The organism is Streptomyces sp. BI87, assembly GCF_025957665.1.
Lineage (GTDB): Bacteria > Actinomycetota > Actinomycetes > Streptomycetales > Streptomycetaceae > Streptomyces > Streptomyces albidoflavus.
In genome coordinates, this window is the sequence record NZ_CP110079.1 from 1,805,302 (window position 1) to 1,825,696 (window position 20,395).

The 20,395-nt window shown below is 70.9% G+C and carries 18 protein-coding genes; all 18 read right to left on the bottom strand.

Translation table 11 applies throughout. The features are described 5' to 3' along the window. Positions 1–20: 20 nt before the first annotated feature. Entirely contained in the window at positions 21–1,613 is a 1,593-nt protein-coding gene (atpA, locus tag OIM89_RS07695; protein ID WP_030695634.1) for a F0F1 ATP synthase subunit alpha, read from the bottom strand. Positions 1,614–1,748: 135 nt separating this feature from the next. After that, positions 1,749–2,564, bottom strand: a complete 816-nt coding sequence (locus OIM89_RS07700; RefSeq protein ID WP_030695633.1) for a F0F1 ATP synthase subunit delta — start codon at positions 2,562–2,564, stop codon at positions 1,749–1,751. After that, complete coding sequence (locus tag OIM89_RS07705; protein ID WP_003950879.1) at positions 2,561–3,106, bottom strand: F0F1 ATP synthase subunit B; 546 nt, start codon at positions 3,104–3,106, stop codon at positions 2,561–2,563. The genes OIM89_RS07700 and OIM89_RS07705 overlap by 4 nt, the downstream gene beginning before the upstream one ends. Positions 3,107–3,151: 45 nt before the next feature. Continuing rightward, entirely contained in the window at positions 3,152–3,385 is a 234-nt protein-coding gene (gene atpE / locus OIM89_RS07710; protein WP_018470809.1) for an ATP synthase F0 subunit C, read from the bottom strand. Positions 3,386–3,468: 83 nt separating this feature from the next. After that, positions 3,469–4,296, bottom strand: a complete 828-nt coding sequence (atpB, locus tag OIM89_RS07715; protein ID WP_030695632.1) for a F0F1 ATP synthase subunit A — start codon at positions 4,294–4,296, stop codon at positions 3,469–3,471. Positions 4,297–4,549: 253 nt separating this feature from the next. Next, a complete protein-coding gene (locus tag OIM89_RS07720; RefSeq protein WP_030695631.1) occupies positions 4,550–4,978 on the bottom strand; it encodes a hypothetical protein in 429 nt (142 codons plus the stop codon). A gap of 311 nt (positions 4,979–5,289) precedes the next feature. Further along, positions 5,290–6,642, bottom strand: a complete 1,353-nt coding sequence (locus tag OIM89_RS07725) for an MraY family glycosyltransferase (RefSeq protein ID WP_030695630.1) — start codon at positions 6,640–6,642, stop codon at positions 5,290–5,292. 268 nt (positions 6,643–6,910) lie between these two features. After that, positions 6,911–7,585, bottom strand: a complete 675-nt coding sequence (locus OIM89_RS07730) for a low molecular weight phosphatase family protein (protein ID WP_030695629.1) — start codon at positions 7,583–7,585, stop codon at positions 6,911–6,913. Then, on the bottom strand, positions 7,582–8,229 hold the full coding sequence (locus tag OIM89_RS07735; protein WP_030695628.1) for an L-threonylcarbamoyladenylate synthase: 648 nt from the start codon (positions 8,227–8,229) through the stop codon (positions 7,582–7,584). The genes OIM89_RS07730 and OIM89_RS07735 overlap by 4 nt, the downstream gene beginning before the upstream one ends. A gap of 314 nt (positions 8,230–8,543) precedes the next feature. Beyond that, positions 8,544–9,389, bottom strand: a complete 846-nt coding sequence (gene prmC / locus OIM89_RS07740; protein WP_008409324.1) for a peptide chain release factor N(5)-glutamine methyltransferase — start codon at positions 9,387–9,389, stop codon at positions 8,544–8,546. Positions 9,390–9,429: 40 nt separating this feature from the next. After that, positions 9,430–10,506 (bottom strand): peptide chain release factor 1, encoded by a 1,077-nt coding sequence (gene prfA / locus OIM89_RS07745; RefSeq protein WP_030695627.1) that lies wholly within the window; start codon positions 10,504–10,506, stop codon positions 9,430–9,432. A 143-nt stretch (positions 10,507–10,649) separates the two neighbouring features. Further along, a complete protein-coding gene (gene rpmE, locus OIM89_RS07750; protein WP_003950867.1) occupies positions 10,650–10,871 on the bottom strand; it encodes a 50S ribosomal protein L31 in 222 nt (73 codons plus the stop codon). A gap of 283 nt (positions 10,872–11,154) precedes the next feature. Beyond that, the gene (locus tag OIM89_RS07755; RefSeq protein WP_037665033.1) at positions 11,155–12,300 is read right to left on the bottom strand and encodes an LCP family protein; all 1,146 of its coding nucleotides are present in this window, start codon (positions 12,298–12,300) and stop codon (positions 11,155–11,157) included. A gap of 449 nt (positions 12,301–12,749) precedes the next feature. Beyond that, complete coding sequence (rho, locus tag OIM89_RS07760) at positions 12,750–14,816, bottom strand: transcription termination factor Rho (protein ID WP_238469539.1); 2,067 nt, start codon at positions 14,814–14,816, stop codon at positions 12,750–12,752. 383 nt (positions 14,817–15,199) lie between these two features. Further along, on the bottom strand, positions 15,200–16,117 hold the full coding sequence (gene thrB, locus OIM89_RS07765; protein WP_003950864.1) for a homoserine kinase: 918 nt from the start codon (positions 16,115–16,117) through the stop codon (positions 15,200–15,202). Positions 16,118–16,513: 396 nt separating this feature from the next. Continuing rightward, the gene (gene thrC / locus OIM89_RS07770) at positions 16,514–17,572 is read right to left on the bottom strand and encodes a threonine synthase (protein WP_003950863.1); all 1,059 of its coding nucleotides are present in this window, start codon (positions 17,570–17,572) and stop codon (positions 16,514–16,516) included. Between the two features lie 6 nt (positions 17,573–17,578). After that, the gene (locus OIM89_RS07775; protein WP_078858106.1) at positions 17,579–18,871 is read right to left on the bottom strand and encodes a homoserine dehydrogenase; all 1,293 of its coding nucleotides are present in this window, start codon (positions 18,869–18,871) and stop codon (positions 17,579–17,581) included. Positions 18,872–18,985: 114 nt separating this feature from the next. After that, entirely contained in the window at positions 18,986–20,377 is a 1,392-nt protein-coding gene (gene lysA / locus OIM89_RS07780) for a diaminopimelate decarboxylase (RefSeq protein ID WP_023417067.1), read from the bottom strand. Between the last annotated feature and the right edge of the window lie 18 nt (positions 20,378–20,395).

The following is a 20,395-nucleotide window of genomic DNA, read 5'->3' on the forward strand; positions in this document are numbered from 1 at the left end:
GAGTCAGGTCCCTTCCGTCGTCACTTGGCCGCGGTCGTCGGAGCGTCCTCGCCAAGAAGCGTGCCGTCCGAGGTCTCGAACTGCTTCTTGAACGCGGCGATGGCGTCGCCGACCGCCACGAGGGTGTCGTCCGACATCTTGCCGCCCTCCTTGATGGAGGTCATGAGGCCCTGCTCCTGGCGGTGCAGGTAGTCGAGGAGCTCGCGCTCGAAGCGGCGCACGTCGCCGACCGGCACCTCGTCCATCTTGCCGGTGGTACCGGCCCAGACGGAGACGACCTGGTCCTCGGTGGGCATCGGCTGGTACTGGTCCTGCTTGAGCAGTTCCACCAGACGCTGACCACGGGCGAGCTGCTGCTTGGACGCGGCGTCCAGGTCCGAGCCGAAGGTCGCGAAGGCCTCCATCTCACGGAACTGGGCGAGGTCCAGACGCAGACGGCCGGAGACCTGCTTCATCGCCTTGTGCTGGGCGGAACCACCCACACGGGAGACGGAGATACCGACGTTCAGGGCCGGACGCTGGCCGGCGTTGAACAGGTCGGACTCCAGGAAGCACTGGCCGTCGGTGATGGAGATGACGTTGGTCGGGATGAACGCCGACACGTCGTTCGCCTTGGTCTCGACGATCGGCAGACCGGTCATCGAGCCCGCGCCCATGTCGTCGGAGAGCTTGGCGCAGCGCTCCAGCAGACGGGAGTGGACGTAGAAGACGTCACCGGGGTACGCCTCGCGGCCCGGCGGGCGGCGCAGCAGCAGGGAGACGGCGCGGTAGGCGTCGGCCTGCTTCGAGAGGTCGTCGAAGATGATGAGGACGTGCTTGCCCTCGTACATCCACTGCTGGCCGATGGCCGAACCGGTGTACGGCGCGAGGTACTTGAAGCCGGCCGGGTCGGACGCCGGGGCGGCGACGATGGTCGTGTACTCCAGCGCGCCGGCCTCTTCGAGGGCGCCACGCACGGAGGCGATGGTCGAGCCCTTCTGGCCGATGGCGACGTAGATGCAGCGGACCTGCTTGTTCACGTCGCCCGAGCGCCAGTTGTCGCGCTGGTTGATGATCGTGTCGACGGCCAGCGCGGTCTTGCCGGTCTGCCGGTCACCGATGATCAGCTGACGCTGACCACGGCCGATCGGCGTCATGGCGTCGACGGCCTTGTAGCCGGTCTCCATCGGCTCGTGCACCGACTTGCGCTGCATGACCGTGGGGGCCTGCAGCTCGAGGGCGCGGCGACCGGTGGACTCGATCTCGCCGAGGCCGTCGATCGGCTGCCCGAGCGGGTCGACCACGCGGCCGAGGTAGCCCTCGCCCACGGGCACGGAGAGGACCTCACCGGTACGGGTGACCGGCTGCCCCTCCTCGACACCGCTGAACTCGCCGAGGACGATGGCACCGATCTCGCGCTCCTCGAGGTTGAGGGCGAGACCGAGGGTGCCGTCCTCGAACTTGAGCAGCTCGTTGGCCATGGCGGAGGGAAGACCCTCCACCTTGGCGATACCGTCGCCGGCGACGGTGACCGTACCGACCTCCTCGCGCGAGGCCGCGTCCGGCTTGTACGCCTGGACAAAGTTCTCCAGCGCGTCCCGGATCTCCTCCGGCCGGATCGTGAGCTCCGCCATCTGGGTTCCCTGCTCTCCTTGTTGGGCCCGAAGTTCTTAGGGGGATCTGGGGGCTCCCCCAGAAACTCTGCATCTCTGCACGGCCCAACTCGGGCCGTTGATCTTGCTTCTGTTCTTGACCGGGTACGTCCGGCGTCAGCCGGCCATCCGCCGGCTCGCCTCGTCGAGACGGTCCGCGACGGAACCGTTGATGACCTCGTCGCCGACGTGGACCTTGATGCCGCCGATGACGGCCGGGTCCACCTCCAGGTTGAGGTGCATCGGGCGGCCGTAGAGCTTCGCCAGGGACGCGCCCAGGCGCTGCTTCTGCGGCTCGCTCAGCGGCACCGCGGAGACCACCGTGGCGACCATTCGCCCGCGACGCGCGGCAGCCAGCTTGGACAGGGACTCGAGTCCCTCTTCCAGGCTACGGCCACGCGGCCGGGTGACGAGCCGGGTGATCAGCCGGAGGGTGACCTTGTCGGCACGGGTGCCGAGAAGGGAGTCCAGCAGCCCGGCCTTGGCGGCCTCCGAGGCGGCGGTGTCCGTGAGGGCGGCACGCAGCGCGCTGTCGGAGGAGACAATCCGGGAGAACCGGAACACCTCGTCCTCCACGCTGTCGAGCGCGCCCCGGCGCTGGGCCTCGGTGAGGTCCGCGTCGGCGGCCAGCTCCTCCAGAGCGTCCACCAGGTCGCGCGAACGCGACCAGCGGGTCCGCACCATGCCGGCCACCAGGTCGGCGGTGGTGCCGCTGACCTGGCCACCGAGGAGGCGCTCGACGAGCTGGGCCTTGGCCTCGCCCTCCTGCGCCGGGTCGGTGAGAACCCGGCGCAGCGAGACCTCACGGTGGAGCAGCGCGGTGACGTCGGCCAGCTCGGCGGCGAGCGAGCCGGCGTCGACGGACGTGTGGTCCGTCAGCGCGTCGAGACGCTCACGTGCGGCAGCCAGTGCCTCTCGGCTCGCTCCGTTCATCGCGTGGCCTCGGCCTTCGTCGCGGCGTCGTCCAGTCCGTCGAGGAACCGGTCGATGGTGCGGCTCTGGCGGGCGTGCTCCTCCAGCGACTCACCGACGATCTTGCCGGCGAGCTCGGTGGCGAGCTGACCCACGTCCTGCCGCAGCGACTGCGCGGCAGCCTTGCGGTCGGCCTCGATCTGGGCGTGGCCGGCGGCGATGATCTCCTCGCGCTGGCGCTGGCCTTCCGCGCGCATCTCCGCGATGAGCGTGGCGCCCTGCTCCTGCGCCTCGGAGCGCAGCCGTGCCGCCTCGTGACGGGCCTCGGCGAGCTGGGCCTTGTACTGCTCCAGCACGCTCTGGGCCTCGACCTGAGCCGCCTCGGCCTCCTCGATGCCACCGACGATCTTGTCGTGACGCTCGTCCAGGACCTTGTTGATGCTCGGGAGGAGCTTCTTGGCGAAGACGAAGAAGATGATGGCGAAGCAGAGCAGGCCGATGACGACCTCGGGCCAGACCGGGAGCAGAGGGTTCTGCGGTTCCTCGGCAGCCAGGTACATCATGTGTGGACCTTTCTGTCTTGATCGGGCTTAGGACCGAACCGCCAATTAGAGGATGAACGGAACGACGAAGCCGATGAGGGCGAGCGCCTCGACGACCGCGAAGCCGAGCAGCATGTTCTGGCGGATCAGGCCGGCGGCCTCGGGCTGGCGGGCCATGGCCTGCACGCCGTTGCCGAAGATGATGCCGACGCCGACGCCGGGGCCGATCGCGGCGAGGCCGTAGCCGATGGTGCCGATGTTGCCTTCGATGGCCGCGAGGGTCTCAAGAGCAGCAGACATGTCCGTGGTTCCTTCTCTTAATGGGCCGGTGGGAGGTCTTTTCCACCGGACGTCTTAGGGGTGGTGGAGGTGGCTTCGGTCGCTCAGTGCGCTTCTTCGAGCGCCTGGGACAGGTAGGTCGCGGTCAGCACGGTGAACACGTAGGCCTGAAGCGCCTGGATGAACATCTCGAAGACGGTCAGGACCAGGGTCAGCGCGAACGACGCGGTGGCGTAGACCGTGCCGAGCAGGGTACCGAGCATGTACCACGTGGCGATCGTGAAGATCAGGATCAGGATGTGACCCGCGAACATGTTCGCGAAGAGCCGGACCGCCAGGGTGAAGGGACGCACGAAGATGTTCGACACGAACTCGATCGGCGTCAGGATGACGTAGATCGGCTTCGGCAGACCGCTCGGCACACACAGGTTGCGGATGCCGCCGACGAAGCCGTTCGTCTTGAACGTCACCGTCATGTAGACGACCCACACCATGAGGGCGAGGCCGACCGGGAAGGCGATGACGGAGTTGACCGGGAACTGCGCCAGCGGGATCAGCGCCCACAGGTTCAGAATCCAGACGAAGAAGAAGAGAGAGACCAGGAAGGGGACGAAGGGCTCGCCCTTCTTGCCGATCGTCTCCCGGGCGATGCCGTTCCGGACGAAGTCGTAGAGGATCTCCGCGACCATCTGGAACTTGCCCGGCACCAGCTTCGGCTTCGAGAAAGCGGCCCAGAAGAAGGCGAGGATGACCACCGTGCCGATCAGGGCCAGCAGCATCGGCTTGTTGAAGTCGACCGGGCCGACGCTGAAGATCGGGTCGAACAAGAACGACCACACGCTCGGAGCCGGGAAACCGCAATCCTTGAAGAGGTGGCAGTCGGTCTCGAAGGCGAGCAACTGGTCACTACTCACCGCGAGCTCCTTCGATATGACGCATAGGTACGGCTTCCTCGATGTGTCGGCGTGGGACAGGACCACATGGCGGCACTGGACTGGGTGTCGCGGGAGGACGGAGCGTCCGGCGTGACGGCACTGGGCCCCGAAAAGACGTGGGCTGAATCAGGTGTCGTCCCGCACAACACCCGCTGCTCCGCACGAATCGCTCTCGGCGACGGACGATAGCAGCCTTCGGGTGCGGACTTTATCCGGCCCCTACTTATCGGAGCCGGGACCGACGTCCCCATCAGCGACGCTCCGGACCGGCCGGTTCGTCCTCTGATTCGGGTTCGACGTACAGGGTCTTGACGCGGGTGTGCATCCACGCCTGTCCGGCGATCCACACGAGCACGCAGGCGAGCATCGTGAGGCCGAACACCCGTCCGTCCATGAACGTCGCGTCGCGGAAGACCGCGAGCAGGATCGCCATGACCAGGATCTGGGTCGTGTAGACCAGCAGCCCGGCAGCCATGAAGAGCTCCGACCACCGCCGTCCGATCACGCTCATGGCCTTCAGCCCCGCGCCGAAGAAGGCGAGGGTGAGGGCGGTGCCGACAGCGCCTCCGATGGCACCCTGCGACCCCACCGTGATGCCGCCGATGAGGGTACCGATGAGGCCGGCACCGAGTGACGGGATCGCGGCGCCGCGCAGAATTCGGGCGTCGTTCGACAGCATGAGTGGATCTCCAGCAGGTGACAGAGAGAGACGGACCTGAGGGCGTACCGAGCGTAGACGGAGTGCTGAGCACCCCGGACCCGACCCGTCGCTTGCGGGCCGCTCACCCTCAAGGTCGAGCTCTCGTGAACGGTATCACAAGCTTTTTGATGAGTCCTTTACTCGGGAGGTGTGCCACCTGTCACACGTGAGGGGTAACCCGCGCGTATGTGCGCGACGCGTGGCACCTTGCCTGGTAATGCGCATTTTGTTCCACCGGGCTCACGGAAAGCGCTCGCGCGGGCCCTCGGTGGCGACGGTCTCCCCCGGCGTCACGAGCGGGTGCTGGTGGCCTTCTCGCGCTCGCCGCCACCCCGTCCGCCGAAGCGCGAACGCTCCCCGACGGCGGTCGCGCCGTTGGCCCCCGCGACACCCACGGTGACCCGCGCCGGCGGCTCCGCGCCCTCCGCACCGGGCTCGCCCTCGGTGACGACGCCGTCCTCGCGCGGACCCGCCGAGACCCGGCGCCGGTAACGCGGCGGCACGAAGGCCTCCGCCCAGCGCGGCGCACGCGGCGTGAACCGCGGCAGGAGCAGCAGGACCAGGCCCACCGCGCTCAGCGCGGCCACGCCCAGCGCCACCCACATCGACGCCTCGTTGACCGAGTAGGCGAGCGCCCCGAAGGCGATCAGCGCCGACCAGAAGTACATGATCAGCACGGCCCGGCTGTGCGAGTGGCCGATCTCCAGGAGGCGGTGGTGCAGGTGCCCCCGGTCGGCGGCGAACGGCGACTGGCCCCGCCAGGTGCGCCGTACGACGGCCAGCACCAGGTCGGCCGCGGGCACCGCGATGATGGTCAGCGGCAGCAGCAGCGGCATGTAGACGGGCACCGTCTGGTGCACCGCGGCCTTCTCCGAACCGGCGAACAGGCCCATGGCGTCCGGGTCGACCTGGCCGGTGATGGAGATGGCGCCGGCCGCGAGCACCAGGCCGATCAGCATCGAGCCCGAGTCGCCCATGAAGATCCGCGCGGGGTGCATGTTGTGCGGCAGGAAGCCCAGGCACATGCCCATCAGCAGCGCCGCGAAGAGCGCGGCGGGGGCGGCCGCCTCCAGCCCGTAGCCGTACCAGATGCGGTAGGCGTGCATGAAGAAGGCGGTGGCGGCGATGCAGACCATGCCGGCGGCGAGACCGTCGAGGCCGTCGACGAAGTTGACCGCGTTGATGGTGATGAGGACCAGGGCGATGGTCAGCAGATTCCCCTGCCAGCTGGTCAGCAGCACCTGCCCGACTCCGGGCACCGGCAGCCACAGCATGGTCAGGCCCTGCATCACCATCACCCCGGCGGCGATGAGCTGGCCGCCCAGCTTGACCAGGGCGTCGATCTCGAACTTGTCGTCGAGGACGCCGATCAGCCAGATCAGGGCGGCGCCCGAGAGCAGGGCGCGCGGCTCGTTGGAGTCGAACACCTCGCCCAGGTTGGTCAGATGGTCCGCGACCAGCAGCCCGGCGCACAGTCCGAAGAACATCGCGATCCCACCGAGCCGCGGAGTGGGCTCCCGGTGGACGTCACGGGCCCTGATCTCCGGCATGGCACCGGCCACGATCGCGAATTTCCGTACCGGCCCTGTCAACAGATACGTCACCGCAGCCGTGATGCAGAGCGTCAGCAGGTATTCACGCACGGGCTTCCCCACAAGTATCGCTGGCCATCCAGGCCCACACCCTAGCTTCGGGTGCATGCCCGCCGAGACTTTCGGGTAGCGACGAAGTTTGCCCGCTGCCGGTTCCCGGTCGTTCCGTTCCGCGCTTCCCGCCGGTACGCGCGCTGCCGCGCGACGCCCGGCTCCCCCTGGCCGCCTACCCCCGATTCCGGGAAAGGCGACCCGTACGAGGGGTCCGTCCGGCCCTGGCGGCGCCCTGGGGCACCGTCCCGGCCGCTCTCGCGCCCTCTCAGCCCGTCGGCCGGCCCACTCCGGTCAGCGCCGTCAGCACCGGCTCCAGGGCCACCTGGATCTCCTCGCCCACCGCCTGGAAGAACGGCATGGGCGCTCCGTACGGGTCGAGCACCTCGTCGGCCTCCACCGAGGGCGCCAGCAGCCAGCCGCGCAGCGCCGCGGCCGCCTGGACCAGGGCCCGCGCGCGGCCCACCACACCGCCCTCCAGCGGATCGGGCAGGGTCGCCGGGTCTATCGCCCGCACCAGCCGCGTGAACTCCTTCAGCGTGAAGGTGCGCAGCCCCGCCGAGTGCCCCATCGAGATGACCTGCGCCCGGTGGTCCCGGGTCGCGGTGAGCACCAGATCGGCCCGGATGACGTGCTCGTCCAGCAGCTCCCGGCCCCGGAAACCGGCCGCGTCGGCGCCGAGCGAGGCGAGCACCGCCTCGGCGTTGGCCTCCATCGGGGCACCCTCGTGCCCCCACGTGCCCGCGCTCTCCACGATGACCCCGCCGACGCCGCTCTCGGGGCCCTCGGCGAGCCCCGTCAGCCCCAGCCGGTCCGCCAGGGCGTGCCGCGTCAGCCGCTCGGTGATCGGCGAGCGGCACACGTTGCCGGTACTGACGTGGAGGATGCGGAAGGTCCCGCCGGGCGGCTGCGCCGCTATGCCACGCCCCTCAGGGACGATCAAGAGGCCACCTCGAGATCGGGGACCACCTTGCGCAGCTCGTCCGCGTCGATCGCGCCGGCCCGCAGCAGCACCGGCACGGAGCCGGTCACGTCCACGATCGACGAGGGGACGATGCCCGGCGTCGGGCCGCCGTCCAGGTAGACCGAGATGGCGTCGCCCAGCATGTTCCGGGCCGCCTCACAGGTCTCCGGGGACGGGTGGCCGGTCAGGTTGGCGCTGGAGACGGCCATCGGGCCGACCTCGGTCAGCAGCTCGATGGCGACCGGGTGCAGCGGCATCCGCACCGCCACCGTGCCCCGGGTGTCGCCCAGGTTCCACTGGAGCGAGGGCTGGTGGCGCGCCACCAGCGTCAGGGCGCCCGGCCAGAAGGCGTCGACCAGGTCCCAGGCGGTCTCCGAGAAGTCGGTCACCAGGCCGTGCAGCGTGTTCGGCGAACCGATCAGCACCGGCGAGGGCATGTTCCGCCCGCGCCCCTTCGCCGTCAGCAGGTCCCCGACCGCCTCCGGGCTGAACGCGTCGGCCCCGACGCCGTACACCGTGTCCGTCGGCAGGACGACGAGCTCCCCACGACGCACCGCCGAAGCGGCCTCCCGCAGCCCGGTGACCCGGTCGGTGGCGTCGTTGGTGTCGTATCGGCGTGCCATGGCTCAGCGCTCCCTCTTGATTGTCGTTCGTTCGCCTCCGGGGCGCCACAGTCGTTGTCGAGCCACCCGACGTGCTCGTCCGCTACGCACACCCTGGACTGTCGTTCCCTCGCCTCCGGGGCGCCCCAGTCGTTGTCGAGCCACCCGACGTGCTCGTCCGCTACGCTCCCTGCGCGCGACGGGCGGCTCGACAACGACGCGCCCCTTCGGCTCACTCTCTCCTGGGGCTTCGCCCCGGGTGGTCGCGGTGGGCGCCAGTCGCACGGTCCGGGCGTCAACAGGAGGCGACCATGCCCATGCGGTGCCGCCGCTGGTCACGGCAGCGCCTTGCGGGCCGTGGCGAAGCGGGGGCGGTTGTTGAGGTCGGGGTGGTCGGCGGCGTCGGCCCAGCCCTTCTCCTCGGTGAAGATCCACGGGACCTGGCCGCCCTGGGTGTCGGCGTGCTCGACGACGACGATGCCGCCGGGGCGCAGCAGCCGGTGGGCGGTGCGCTCGATGCCTCGGATGGTGTCGAGGCCGTCCTCGCCGGAGAAGAGCGCCATCTGCGGGTCGTGGTCGCGGGCCTCGGGGGCGACGTACTCCCACTCGGTGAGCGGGATGTACGGCGGGTTGGAGATCACCAGGTCGACCTGGCCGTCCAGCTCGGGCAGGGCGCCGAAGGCGTCGCCCTGGTGGAGGTGGACGCGGGAGCCCTCGACGTTCTTCCGGGTCCAGACCAGGGCGTCCTCCGAGAGCTCCACGGCGTGCACGGTGGAGCGCGGGACCTCCTGGGCGAGGGCGAGCGCGATGGCGCCCGAGCCGCTGCACAGGTCGACCACGAGCGGCTCGACCACGTCCATCGCGCGGACCGCGTCTATCGCCCAGCCGACCACCGACTCCGTCTCCGGCCGCGGCACGAACACGCCCGGGCCGACCTGGAGTTCCAGGTACCGGAAGTAGGCGAGCCCGGTGATGTGCTGGAGCGGTTCGCGGGCCTCGCGGCGGGCGATCGCCTCCCAGTAGCGGGCGTCGAAGTCGGAGTCCTTGACGGTGTGCAGGGCACCCCGCTTGACCTGGTGGACATAGGCGGCCAGTTCCTCGGCGTCGTTGCGCGGGGACGGCACGCCGGCGTCGGCCAGCCGCTGGGTGGCCTGGGCCACCTCGGCGAGCAGCAGGTTCACGGGGTCCTCCAGCCGGTCCGTACGGGGTGAAGAGGGAAGGTCAGGCGGCGGCGAGCTTGGCCGCGGAGTCCGCGTCGACGCAGGCCTGGATGACGGCGTCGAGCTCGCCGTCGAGGACCTGGTCGAGGTTGTACGCCTTGAAGCCGACGCGGTGGTCCGAGATGCGGTTCTCCGGGTAGTTGTACGTCCGGATCTTCTCGGAGCGGTCGACGGTGCGGACCTGGCTGCGGCGGGCGTCGGCGGCCTCGCGCTCGGCCTCCTCCTGGGCGGCGGCCAGCAGCCGCGAGCGCAGGATGCGCATCGCCTGCTCCTTGTTCTGGAGCTGGCTCTTCTCGTTCTGGCAGGAGGCGACGACGCCGGTCGGCAGGTGGGTGATGCGCACGGCGGAGTCGGTGGTGTTGACGGACTGGCCGCCGGGCCCGGAGGAGCGGTAGACGTCGATCCGCAGGTCGTTCTGGTTGATCTCGACGTCGATCTCCTCGGCCTCGGGCGTCACCAGGACACCGGCGGCGGAGGTGTGGATGCGGCCCTGCGACTCGGTCGCGGGCACCCGCTGGACGCGGTGGACGCCGCCCTCGTACTTCAGCCGGGCCCAGACGCCCTGGCCGGGCTCGGTGGCGCCCTGGCCGCCCTTGGTCTTCACGGCGACCTGGACGTCCTTGTAGCCGCCCAGCTCCGACTCGGTGGAGTCGATCAGCTCGGTCTTCCAGCCGACGCGCTCGGCGTACCGCAGGTACATCCGCAGGAGGTCGCCGGCGAAGAGGGCCGACTCGTCGCCGCCCGCTCCCGCCTTGATCTCCAGGATGACGTCCTTGTCGTCGCTGGGGTCGCGGGGCACCAGCAGCAGCCGCAACTTCTCGGTCAGCTCCTCGCGGGCGGCCTCCAGCTCCTTGACCTCGGCGGCGAAGTCCGGGTCGTCGGCGGCCAGCTCGCGGGCGGTCTCGATGTCTTCCCCGGTCTGCTTCCAGGAGCGGTACGTGCCGACGATCGGCGTCAGCTCGGCGTAACGCTTGTTGAGCTTGCGGGCGCCGGCCTGGTCGGCGTGGACCGCGGGGTCGGCGAGCCGCTTCTCGATGTCGGCGTGCTCGCCGATCAGTTCCTCGACCGCCTCGAACATCTTCGGGCTCCTGGTTCCTGCTGGTGACTGCGGGGGCTGCGGTGCTGGGGTGGCGGCCGGCCGGGGCCGGGCCGCTCAGAACGGACAAAGCGCCGGTCCCGGCCGCCCGTGGAGGGCGGCCTGAGGACCGGCGCAGTGACTCGCTACTTCTTGGTGCCGGCAGCCTTGCCGAAGCGGGCCTCGAAGCGGGCCACGCGGCCACCGGTGTCGAGGATCTTCTGCTTGCCCGTGTAGAACGGGTGGCACTCGGAGCAGACATCGGCGCGGACGGTGCCGCTGGCGATGGTGCTACGCGTGGTGAACGCCGCGCCACAGGTGCAGCTCACCTGGGTCTCGACGTACTCGGGGTGGATGTCGCGCTTCAAGGTGTCTCCTAGTTTCGGGAGGGCGCCGGGTCGCACACGCGGTTTGCGCACACGTGAACCGGGGCCGACAGTCCAGTCTGCCAGGGACCGCCGCATCTCCCAAAACCGGGGTACGGCCCCGGGTATTCCCACGCCACCCCGAGCTCGCCAACCTGAGCCCAGAACCCAGCCCGGCCGACGCCTGAGGCCGAAATTCAGCCCGGCCGGCGCTTGAGGCCATCAGTGACCCCGAGGGGTCACCGGCCCCACCCCAGTCACCGCCCCGAGCCAGCCCCCGCGCCGGCTAGCCGGCGCTGACCACGTCGTCGATGTCGGCCTTGTCCCCGGCAGACCCCTCGGTCGCGGAGGCGGGCACGGCCTTGTCGGCCCGCAACGCCTTCCACACCTGAGCCCCCGCCTTCTCCTGCGGCAGCACCCGGTTGGCGTTGGCCGCGTCGTACTCGACCGGCAGGGTCAGCATCTCCATCCCCTCGGGCTTGAGCCCCTTGAGCCCCCGGGCGAAGTCGAGCAGCGCCGGCACGGAGTCCAGCTCCGCGTCGGTGGTCAGCGACCTGGTCGAGGCGTCGGCCACCCCGTACAGCTTCTTCGGGCTGCTCAGCAGCCCCATGTCCTGCACCCGGTGCATCAGGGCGGTGAGGAAGGTCTGCTGGAGCTGGATGCGCCCGAGGTCGCTCCCGTCCCCGACCCCGTGCCGGGTACGGACGAGCCCGAGCGACTGCTCCCCGTCCAGGGTGTGGGTGCCCTGGTCGAGATGGAGCCCGCTCTTGTCGTCGTCTATCGCCTTGCCGGTGGTGATCTCGACCCCGCCGAGCCGGTCGATGATCTCCTGGAAGCCGCTGAAGTCGACCTCCAGGTAGTGGTCCATGCGGATGCCCGACATCTGCTCGACGGTCTTGACCGCGCAGGCCGGCCCGCCCGCCTCGTAGGCCGTGTTGAACATCTGCCGCTGCCCGCCGGAGACCGTACTGCCGTCCTCGGCCGCGCAGTCGGGCCGGGTGACGAGGGTGTCGCGCGGTATGGAGACCACGGTGGCCTTCTTCCGGCCCTCGTGGAGGTGGACGACCATCGCGGTGTCGGAACGCGCGGCGCCCTCGTCGCGGCCGTACTTGCCGTTGTCGCCGGAGCGCGAGTCGGAGCCGAGCACCAGCAGGTCGAGGGAGCCGTCGTCGACCTCCTCGGGCCGGTCGCTGCCGAGCGCCGCGTTGATGTCGACGCCCTGGAGGTTCCCGTTGAGCTTCACGTACGCGAAGCCGAGTCCCGCGCCGCCGACCAGGATGCCGCCGGCGGCGGTCCAGGCGGCGGCCAGAAGTATCTTGCGGCGGCGGCTGCGCGGGCGGCGGCGCTGCCCGGTGGGGCGCATGCGCCGGGCGCGCCGGGCGCCCTCGCCGTTCTCGGGCGTATCGCCGCCCTGACTCGTCTGCTCGGCCATGCTCCTCAGTCCCTCGTGTAGGTCGTCGGCGGGCTGCTCCCCTGCGGGTCGGGGGGGGTGGGGGTCCGTCGGTCGTTCCCTGGTGGGCGGGCGAAGTACGGGGTACGGAGCGGGCCGGGGCTCCCCGGCCGTCCGTGGAGGCGCCGGGAGGCACGGGGGCCGCGTACCACGCGTGTTCGCTTGTCCGACGGCGAAACCTGAAGAAGGGTTGCACAGGGGTCTGTGAGCGCCGCGTGAGGAGACGGGCCGCGAAACGGTCCGAGGGCGGCCGCCCGTACCGCCACGACCTGGGGTTTCTTCGGCCCTGAAGATCACCTTTGCGGGTCTTTGCGACCGGGGGTCGTGTGGTCAAGGTCTCGCCGGGGCGTCCTGCGTGTGCGACGTTCGCGGGCGCACAGCGAAGCGCCCCCTCCACCGGAGTGGAGAGGGCGCTGCGTGGAGCCGATCCGTCAGTCGTTGCCGCCGGCGGTCGGCGTCGTCTTCTGGATCTGGAGCAGGAACTCGGCGTTCGACTGCGTCTTGCGCATCTTGTCGAGCAGCAACTCGATCGCCTGCTGCTGGTCGAGCGCGTGCAGCACCCGGCGCAGCTTCCAGACGATGCCCAACTCCTCGCCGCTGAGGAGGATCTCCTCCTTGCGGGTGCCGGAGGCGTCGACGTCGACGGCCGGGAAGATGCGCTTGTCGGCGAGCTTCCGGTCGAGCTTGAGCTCCATGTTGCCGGTGCCCTTGAACTCCTCGAAGATCACCTCGTCCATCCGCGAGCCGGTGTCGACCAGCGCGGTGGCGAGGATGGTCAGCGAGCCGCCGTCCTCGATGTTGCGCGCCGCACCGAAGAAGCGCTTCGGCGGGTAGAGCGCGGTCGAGTCGACACCACCGGAGAGGATGCGGCCGGAGGCGGGCGCGGCCAGGTTGTAGGCGCGGCCCAGGCGGGTGATGGAGTCCAGCAGGACGACCACGTCGTGGCCCAGCTCCACGAGGCGCTTGGCGCGCTCGATGGCCAGTTCGGCGACGGTGGTGTGGTCCTCGGCGGGGCGGTCGAAGGTCGAGGAGATGACCTCGCCCTTGACCGACCGCTGCATGTCGGTGACCTCTTCGGGCCGCTCGTCGACGAGGACGACCATGAGGTGGCACTCGGGGTTGTTGTGCGTGATCGCGTTGGCCACGGCCTGCATGATCATGGTCTTGCCGGTCTTCGGCGGGGCCACGATCAGACCGCGCTGGCCCTTGCCGATCGGCGACACGAGGTCGATGATCCGCGTGGTCAGCACGCCCGGGTCGGTCTCCAGACGGAGCCGGTCCTGCGGGTACAGCGGCGTCAGCTTGTTGAACTCCGGCCGTCCACGGCCCGATTCGGGCGCCATGCCGTTGACGGAGTCGAGGCGGACCAGCGCGTTGAACTTCTCGCGGCGCTCGCCGTCCTTGGGCTGGCGGACCGCGCCGGTGACGTGGTCGCCCTTGCGCAGGCCGTTCTTGCGGACCTGGGCGAGCGAGACGTACACGTCGTTGGGGCCCGGCAGGTAGCCGGAGGTCCGGATGAACGCGTAGTTGTCGAGGATGTCGAGGATGCCCGCGACGGGGATCAGCACGTCGTCCTCGTTGACCTGCGGCTCGCCGACCTCGTCGCGGCCGCGACGGCCCCGGCGGTCGCGGTAGCGGCCGCGGCGCCCCCGACGGCCGCCCCCGTCGTCGTCGAAGTCGTCGTGGCGGTCACGGTTCTGGCCGCCGCCCTGCTGCTGGCGGTTGCCACCGCCCTGGCCGCCCTGGCCGCCGTCGTCGCCCTTGCGACGGTCGCGGTCCCGGCCGCCGCGCTCACCGCGGTCGGAACGGTCGCCGCGCTCGCGGTCGCCGCGCTCACGGTCACCGCGGTCCCGGCGGTTCTGGCGGTCCCGGCGGCCCTCGCCGCCGTCCTGCTGCTGGCCGGAGCCGTCGTCGCCGCGGCCCTCGCCCTTCTGGTCCTGCTGCTTGGCGGCGCGCTCCTGCTTGGCCTCGGCCTGCTCGGGGCTGCCCGCCTCGGCGGTGGCGCGACGGCGACGGCGCTCACCGGCCGGCTGCTCGTCCCCGGCACCCTGGCCCGGGATGTCGATCTGCGCCTGGGAGCCCTGCTGGGCCTCGGGCTCCGCCTGCTCGGCCTTGGCCTGCTTCTTCTCGGCGGCCTTGACGGGCTTCTGCGCCGGTTCGGCGGCGGCCTCGGCCTCGCCCGTACGGGCCTTGGAGGTGGCCCGGCGCTTCGGCTTGGCGGCCTCGGGCTCGCTCTTGGCCGGGGCGGCAGCGCCGCCGCCCGCCTGCGCTTCCTTGATGACCTCGATCAGCTGGCTCTTGCGCATCCGCGCGGTGCCCCTGATCCCGAGGCCCGAGGCGACCTGCTGAAGCTCGGCCAGCACCATGCCCTCTAGGCCGGTGCCGCGGCGCCGCCGGGAACCGGCCGCAGGCGCCGCTGAGGCGTCCGTGGCGGGCGCGGCAGCGGAATCAACCGTGCTGTCGGCAGTCACGCCCATCAGATCGGTGGTGTCGCTCACGAAGGGTCCTTCCCTGGAGCGGACGTCGGCCTGTCTGGCTCGGCGACCGGTTGTGCTGTCCGGCAGGTCCTCGGTGTGCGGATGTGCCGGGGCGATGGTCCGCCTGAGGCGGCGGAGGGATTCACTGGGTTCGCTGGCGATCGGCTGTGCCCGAGCCGTGGCGCCGATGTGCTGTGGCACGCGGCGGCTCTCTCACGCCAGCTCCGGAGCATGCTCGGCCCTGCTCAGTGCGGGGCACAGGGCAGTTTGGGAGGCTCCCGGAAGAATGTCTGTCCCGAACGGGGACAAGAAGCACCTCGCCGTGCTGAGGTCGGGTGCGTACTTGAGATTAACACTACCGGACTCCACACATATTCCCCCTCTCTACGGTGCGGCGCCGCAACTCACGGCGCCAGCGGCAGCACACCGGCACCCGACAGGTCGAGTGCCAGCCGGTTCGCGGCCCAGCCGTCCCCGGCCAGACGGGCGACCTTCTCGGCGGCGCCGTCGGTGGCGAAGGCCAGGACGGTCGGTCCGGCGCCGGAGATGACCGCCGGGACGCCGTCCGCCCGCAGCCGCTCCACCAGAGCGGTGCTGTCGGGCATGGCCGGGGCCCGGTACTCCTGGTGCAGCCGGTCCTCGGTGGCGGCCAGCAGCAGCTCGGGGCGCCTGGTCAGGGCCTCGACGAGCAGCGCGGCGCGGCCCGCGTTGGCGGCGGCGTCGACGTGCGGGACGGTCCGGGGCAGCAGCCCACGGGCGGTCTCGGTGAGGACGGGCTTGCCCGGGACGAAGACGACCGGCACGACGGAGGAGTCGGGCTCCATCCGGATGGCGCGGGCGGCCCCGGACTCCGTCCAGGCGAGGGTGAATCCGCCGAGCAGACAGGCGGCGACGTTGTCGGGGTGGCCCTCGATCTCGGTGGCCAGTTCCAGCAGGGCCGCGTCGTCGAGCTTGGCCTCGGCGCCTATGGTCACGGCGCGGGCGGCGACGATGCCGGCGCAGATGGCGGCGGAGGAGGAGCCCAGGCCCCGGCCGTGCGGGATGCGGTTGGCGCAGACGATCTCGAGGCCGCGCGGCTGTCCGCCGAGGAGGTCGAAGGCGGTGCGCATCGCCCGTACGAGCAGGTGGTCCTCGTCGCGGGGCAGCGTCTCGCTGCCTTCGCCCGCGATGTCGATGTGCAGTCCGGAGTCGGCCACGCGGACGACCACGTCGTCGTAGAGCCCCAGCGACAGGCCGAAGGCGTCGTAGCCCGGTCCGAGGTTGGCGCTGGTGGCGGGGACGCGCACCCGGACGGCGGCGGCTCGGAAGGCGGGACCGGCCATCGCTTTGATGACTCTCCTTGTGACAGCGATACGTGCGGGACGTACGAGGGTTTCGGCGGGCGGGGGCGCGGCGTGGCGGTGGTCGTGGCTGGCGGGCTCTGGCGGGATTTCGGCGGTGTCTTCCCGTCGGCGGGGGCGGATGCGCACCCGGCTGCGGAATCACCCGTGGCCAACACGGCGGCAGCACTCCGACTCGGGCGGCGACGCGGGTTGGTACAGCCTATCGAAGGAAGGATGCCTGGCGACATAGGGCGCACGGGAGGCGCACGATGCGTGTCGTAGGAACCGTTGTGCACCTCTTCCGCACGTTTTCACGCTGTACGCCTGGTCCCGGCACCCCCGCGGCCGGCCGTGCCCCGGGGAGGGCGGGACCGGCCGCGACGGCGCGGAAAGCGGTTACGCCAGACCCAACCGCTCGGCGGCGGCGGTGGCGTCGACCGGAACGGTGAGCGGCTGCGGGGCGCCCGCGACGGCCCAGTCGGGGTCCTTCAGGCCGTTACCGGTGACGGTGCAGACGATGCGCTGCCCCGGGTCGACCTTGCCCTGCTCGGCCGCCTTGAGCAGCCCGGCCACCGAGGCGGCCGAGGCGGGCTCCACGAAGACGCCCTCCTGGGAGGCCAACAGGCGGTAGGCCGACAGGATCTGACGGTCGGTCACCTCGTCGATGAAACCGCCCGACTCGTCCCGCGCCTGGATCGCGTAGTCCCAGGAGGCGGGGTTGCCGATCCGGATGGCGGTGGCGATGGTCGCCGGGTCCTTGACGACCTCGCCGCGGACCAGCGGCGCCGAGCCGGCGGCCTGGAAGCCCCACATGCGCGGCGTACGGGTCGAGACGGCGTCGGCGGCGTACTCGCGGTACCCGCGCCAGTAGGCGGTGATGTTGCCCGCGTTGCCGACCGGCAGGACGTGGATGTCGGGGGCGTCGCCGAGGAAGTCGACGATCTCGAAGGCGGCGGTCTTCTGGCCCTCGATGCGCACCGGGTTGACGGAGTTGACCAGCGCCACCGGGTACTGCTCGGAGAGCGCGCGGGCCAGCGTGAGGCAGTCGTCGAAGTTGCCGTCGACCTGGAGGATCTTGGCGCCGTGGACGAGGGCCTGGCCCATCTTGCCGAGCGCGATCTTGCCCTGCGGCACGAGGACGGCGCTGACCATGCCGGCCCGGACCGCGTAGGCGGCGGCCGAGGCGGAGGTGTTGCCGGTGGAGGCGCAGATGACCGCCTGCGCGCCCTCCTCCTTGGCCTTGCTGATGGCCATGGTCATGCCCCGGTCCTTGAAGGAGCCGGTGGGGTTGGCCCCCTCGACCTTCAGGTGGACCTCGCACCCGGTGCGCTCGGAGAGCACCTGCGCGGGGACGAGTGGCGTCCCGCCCTCACGGAGCGTGACCACCGGCGTCGTGTCGGATACGGGCAGCCGGTCCCGGTATTCCTCGATGATTCCGCGCCACTGGTGGGTCATTGCTGGTTACTCTCCTTCAACCCGCATGATGCTCGCGACACCGCGGACGGTGTCGAGGTTCCGCAGCGCCTCGACGGTTCCGCTCAGGGCGGCGTCGTGAGCGCGGTGAGTGACGACGACGAGGCTGGCCTCGCCGTCCTTGCCCGTCTGGCGCACCGTGTCGATGGACACGCCGTGCTCGGCGAAGACCGTCGCGACCTGGGCGAGGACACCCGGCTTGTCGGCCACGTCGAGGCTGATGTGGTACCGCGTGACGACCTTGCCCATCGGGCTGACGGGCAGCCGGGTGTACGCGGACTCGCCCGGGCCACGCGAGGCGGCGAGGCGGTTGCGGCAGACGGCGACCAGGTCGCCGAGGACGGCGGAGGCGGTCGGCGCGCCGCCCGCCCCGGGGCCGTAGAACATGAGCTGGCCGGCGGCCTCGGACTCCACGAAGACGGCGTTGTACGCCTCGCGGACGGAGGCCAGCGGGTGGGTGAGCGGGATCATCGCGGGGTGCACCCGGGCGGTGACCGACTCGCCGTCGGCGGCCCGCTCGCAGATGGCGAGGAGCTTGATGGTGCAGCCCATCCGCCGGGCCGAGGCGATGTCGGCGGCGGTGACCTCGGTCATGCCCTCGCGGTAGACGTCGTCGAGGCGGACCCGGGTGTGGAAGGCGATCCCGGCGAGGATGGCGGCCTTGGCGGCGGCGTCGAAGCCCTCCACGTCGGCCGTGGGGTCGGCCTCGGCGTACCCGAGCGCGGTGGCCTCGTCCAGCGCCTCCTGGTAGCCGGCGCCGGTGGAGTCCATCTTGTCGAGGATGAAGTTGGTGGTGCCGTTGACGATGCCGAGCACGCGGTTGACCTTGTCGCCGGCGAGGGATTCGCGCAGCGGGCGGATCAGCGGGATGGCCCCGGCTACGGCGGCCTCGTAGTAGAGGTCCCGGCCGTTGGCCTCGGCGGCGGCGTGCAGGGCGGCGCCGTCCTGGGCGAGGAGCGCCTTGTTGGCGGAGACGACCGAGGCGCCGTGCTCGAAGGCGGTGGTGATGAGGGTCCGGGCGGGCTCGATGCCGCCGATCACCTCGACCACCACGTCGATGTCGCCGCGTTTGACCAGCGCGGTCGCGTCGGTGGTGACCAGGGAGGGGTCGATGCCCTCGCGGACGCGGTCCGGGCGGCGGACGGCGACCCCGGCCAGTTCGACCGGCGCGCCGATCCGCGCGGCGAGGTCGGCGGCGTGCGTCGTCATGATGCGCGCCACCTCTGAGCCGACTACCCCACAGCCAAGGAGCGCCACCTTCAGCGGACGCGTACGCATCATCCGACCTACGCCTTTCATCAGAGCCTCAGCTCCCGGAAATCCATCAGTTGGTCCAGTCTCGCCCACCCCTCCGGACTTTCCGCAGAAAGTCCGGATGATGAGACGAGTATTTCATCACCCGACATCGAGACGCAGGAGATCCTCCTCCGTCTCCCGGCGCACGACAACCCGCGCCGCACCCTCGTCCACGGCCACCACCGGCGGCCGCAGCGCGTGGTTGTAGTTGCTGGCCATGGAGCGGCAGTACGCCCCGGTGGCCGGTACGGCGAGCAGGTCGCCCGGGGCGAGGTCCGCGGGGAGGAACGCGTCCCGCACCACGATGTCGCCACTCTCACAGTGCTTGCCGACCACCCGGACCAGCATCGGCTCGGCGTCGGAGGTGCGCGAGGCGAGCGTGACGGTGTACTCGGCGTCGTAGAGCGCGGTGCGGATGTTGTCCGACATCCCGCCGTCGACCGAGACGTACGTCCGCAGCCCCTCCAGCGGCTTGACGGTCCCCACCTCGTACAGCGTGAAGGCCGTCGGTCCGACGATCGCACGGCCCGGCTCGACCGAGATGCGCGGGGTGGCGAGCCCGGCGGACTCGCACTCGCGGGTCACGATCTCGCCGAGCGCCTTGGCGATCTCGTGCGGCTCGCGCGGGTCGTCGTCCGAGGTGTACGCGATGCCGAGGCCGCCGCCGAGGTCGATCTCGGGCAGCTCGACGCCGTGCTCGTCGCGGACCTCGGCGAGCAGCTGCACGACGCGGCGGGCGGAGACCTCGAAGCCGGCCATGTCGAAGATCTGCGAGCCGATGTGCGAGTGGATGCCGATCAGCTCAAGGCCGTCCAGCTTGAGCGCGCGGCGGACCGCCTCGGCGGCCTGGCCGCCGGCGAGCGCGAGGCCGAACTTCTGGTCCTCGTGGGCGGTGGCGATGAACTCGTGGGTGTGCGCCTCGACGCCGACCGTGACGCGGATCTGCACCGGCTGGCGCACGCCCAGCTCGTCGGCGACGTGCGCGACGCGGACGATCTCCTCGAAGGAGTCGAGCACGATCCGCCCGACGCCCGCCTCGACGGCCCGGCGGATCTCGGCGGTGGTCTTGTTGTTGCCGTGGAAGGCGATCCGGGCGGCCGGCATCCCGGCGTCCAGCGCGGTGGCCAGCTCGCCGCCGGAGCAGACGTCGAGGTTGAGCCCCTCCTCGTGCAGCCAGCGGACGACGGCGCGGGAGAGGAACGCCTTGCCCGCGTAGAAGACGTCGGCCTCGGCCCCGAAGGCGTCCCGCCAGGCGCGGCAGCGGGCCCGGAAGTCGGTCTCGTCCAGGAAGAAGGCGGGGGTGCCGAACTCCTCGGCGAGGCGGGTGACCGGCAGGCCGCCGACGGTCAGCACACCGTCCTCGTCGCGGCGGACGGTACGCGCCCAGACCTTGGGGTCGAGGGCGTTGAGGTCCTCGGCGGGGGCGCTGTAGTGGCCCTCGGGCAGGACATCGGCGTGACGGGGTCCGGCGGGGTGGGCGGAACGGCTCATGATGCGGTCTCTCTCACG

Excerpts from the sequence above, each read along its gene's own strand:
- atpA (WP_030695634.1), bottom strand. The coding sequence starts at position 1,613 with ATGGCGGAGCTCACGATCCGGCCGGAGGAGATCCGGGACGCGCTGGAG.
- OIM89_RS07700 (WP_030695633.1), bottom strand. The coding sequence starts at position 2,564 with ATGAACGGAGCGAGCCGAGAGGCACTGGCTGCCGCACGTGAGCGTCTC.
- OIM89_RS07705 (WP_003950879.1), bottom strand. The coding sequence starts at position 3,106 with ATGATGTACCTGGCTGCCGAGGAACCGCAGAACCCTCTGCTCCCGGTC.
- atpE (WP_018470809.1), bottom strand. The coding sequence starts at position 3,385 with ATGTCTGCTGCTCTTGAGACCCTCGCGGCCATCGAAGGCAACATCGGC.
- OIM89_RS07720 (WP_030695631.1), bottom strand. The coding sequence starts at position 4,978 with ATGCTGTCGAACGACGCCCGAATTCTGCGCGGCGCCGCGATCCCGTCA.
- OIM89_RS07735 (WP_030695628.1), bottom strand. The coding sequence starts at position 8,229 with ATGGCACGCCGATACGACACCAACGACGCCACCGACCGGGTCACCGGG.
- prfA (WP_030695627.1), bottom strand. The coding sequence starts at position 10,506 with ATGTTCGAGGCGGTCGAGGAACTGATCGGCGAGCACGCCGACATCGAG.
- OIM89_RS07755 (WP_037665033.1), bottom strand. The coding sequence starts at position 12,300 with ATGGCCGAGCAGACGAGTCAGGGCGGCGATACGCCCGAGAACGGCGAG.
- thrB (WP_003950864.1), bottom strand. The coding sequence starts at position 16,117 with ATGGCCGGTCCCGCCTTCCGAGCCGCCGCCGTCCGGGTGCGCGTCCCC.
- thrC (WP_003950863.1), bottom strand. The coding sequence starts at position 17,572 with ATGACCCACCAGTGGCGCGGAATCATCGAGGAATACCGGGACCGGCTG.
- OIM89_RS07775 (WP_078858106.1), bottom strand. The coding sequence starts at position 18,871 with ATGATGCGTACGCGTCCGCTGAAGGTGGCGCTCCTTGGCTGTGGGGTA.
- lysA (WP_023417067.1), bottom strand. The coding sequence starts at position 20,377 with ATGAGCCGTTCCGCCCACCCCGCCGGACCCCGTCACGCCGATGTCCTG.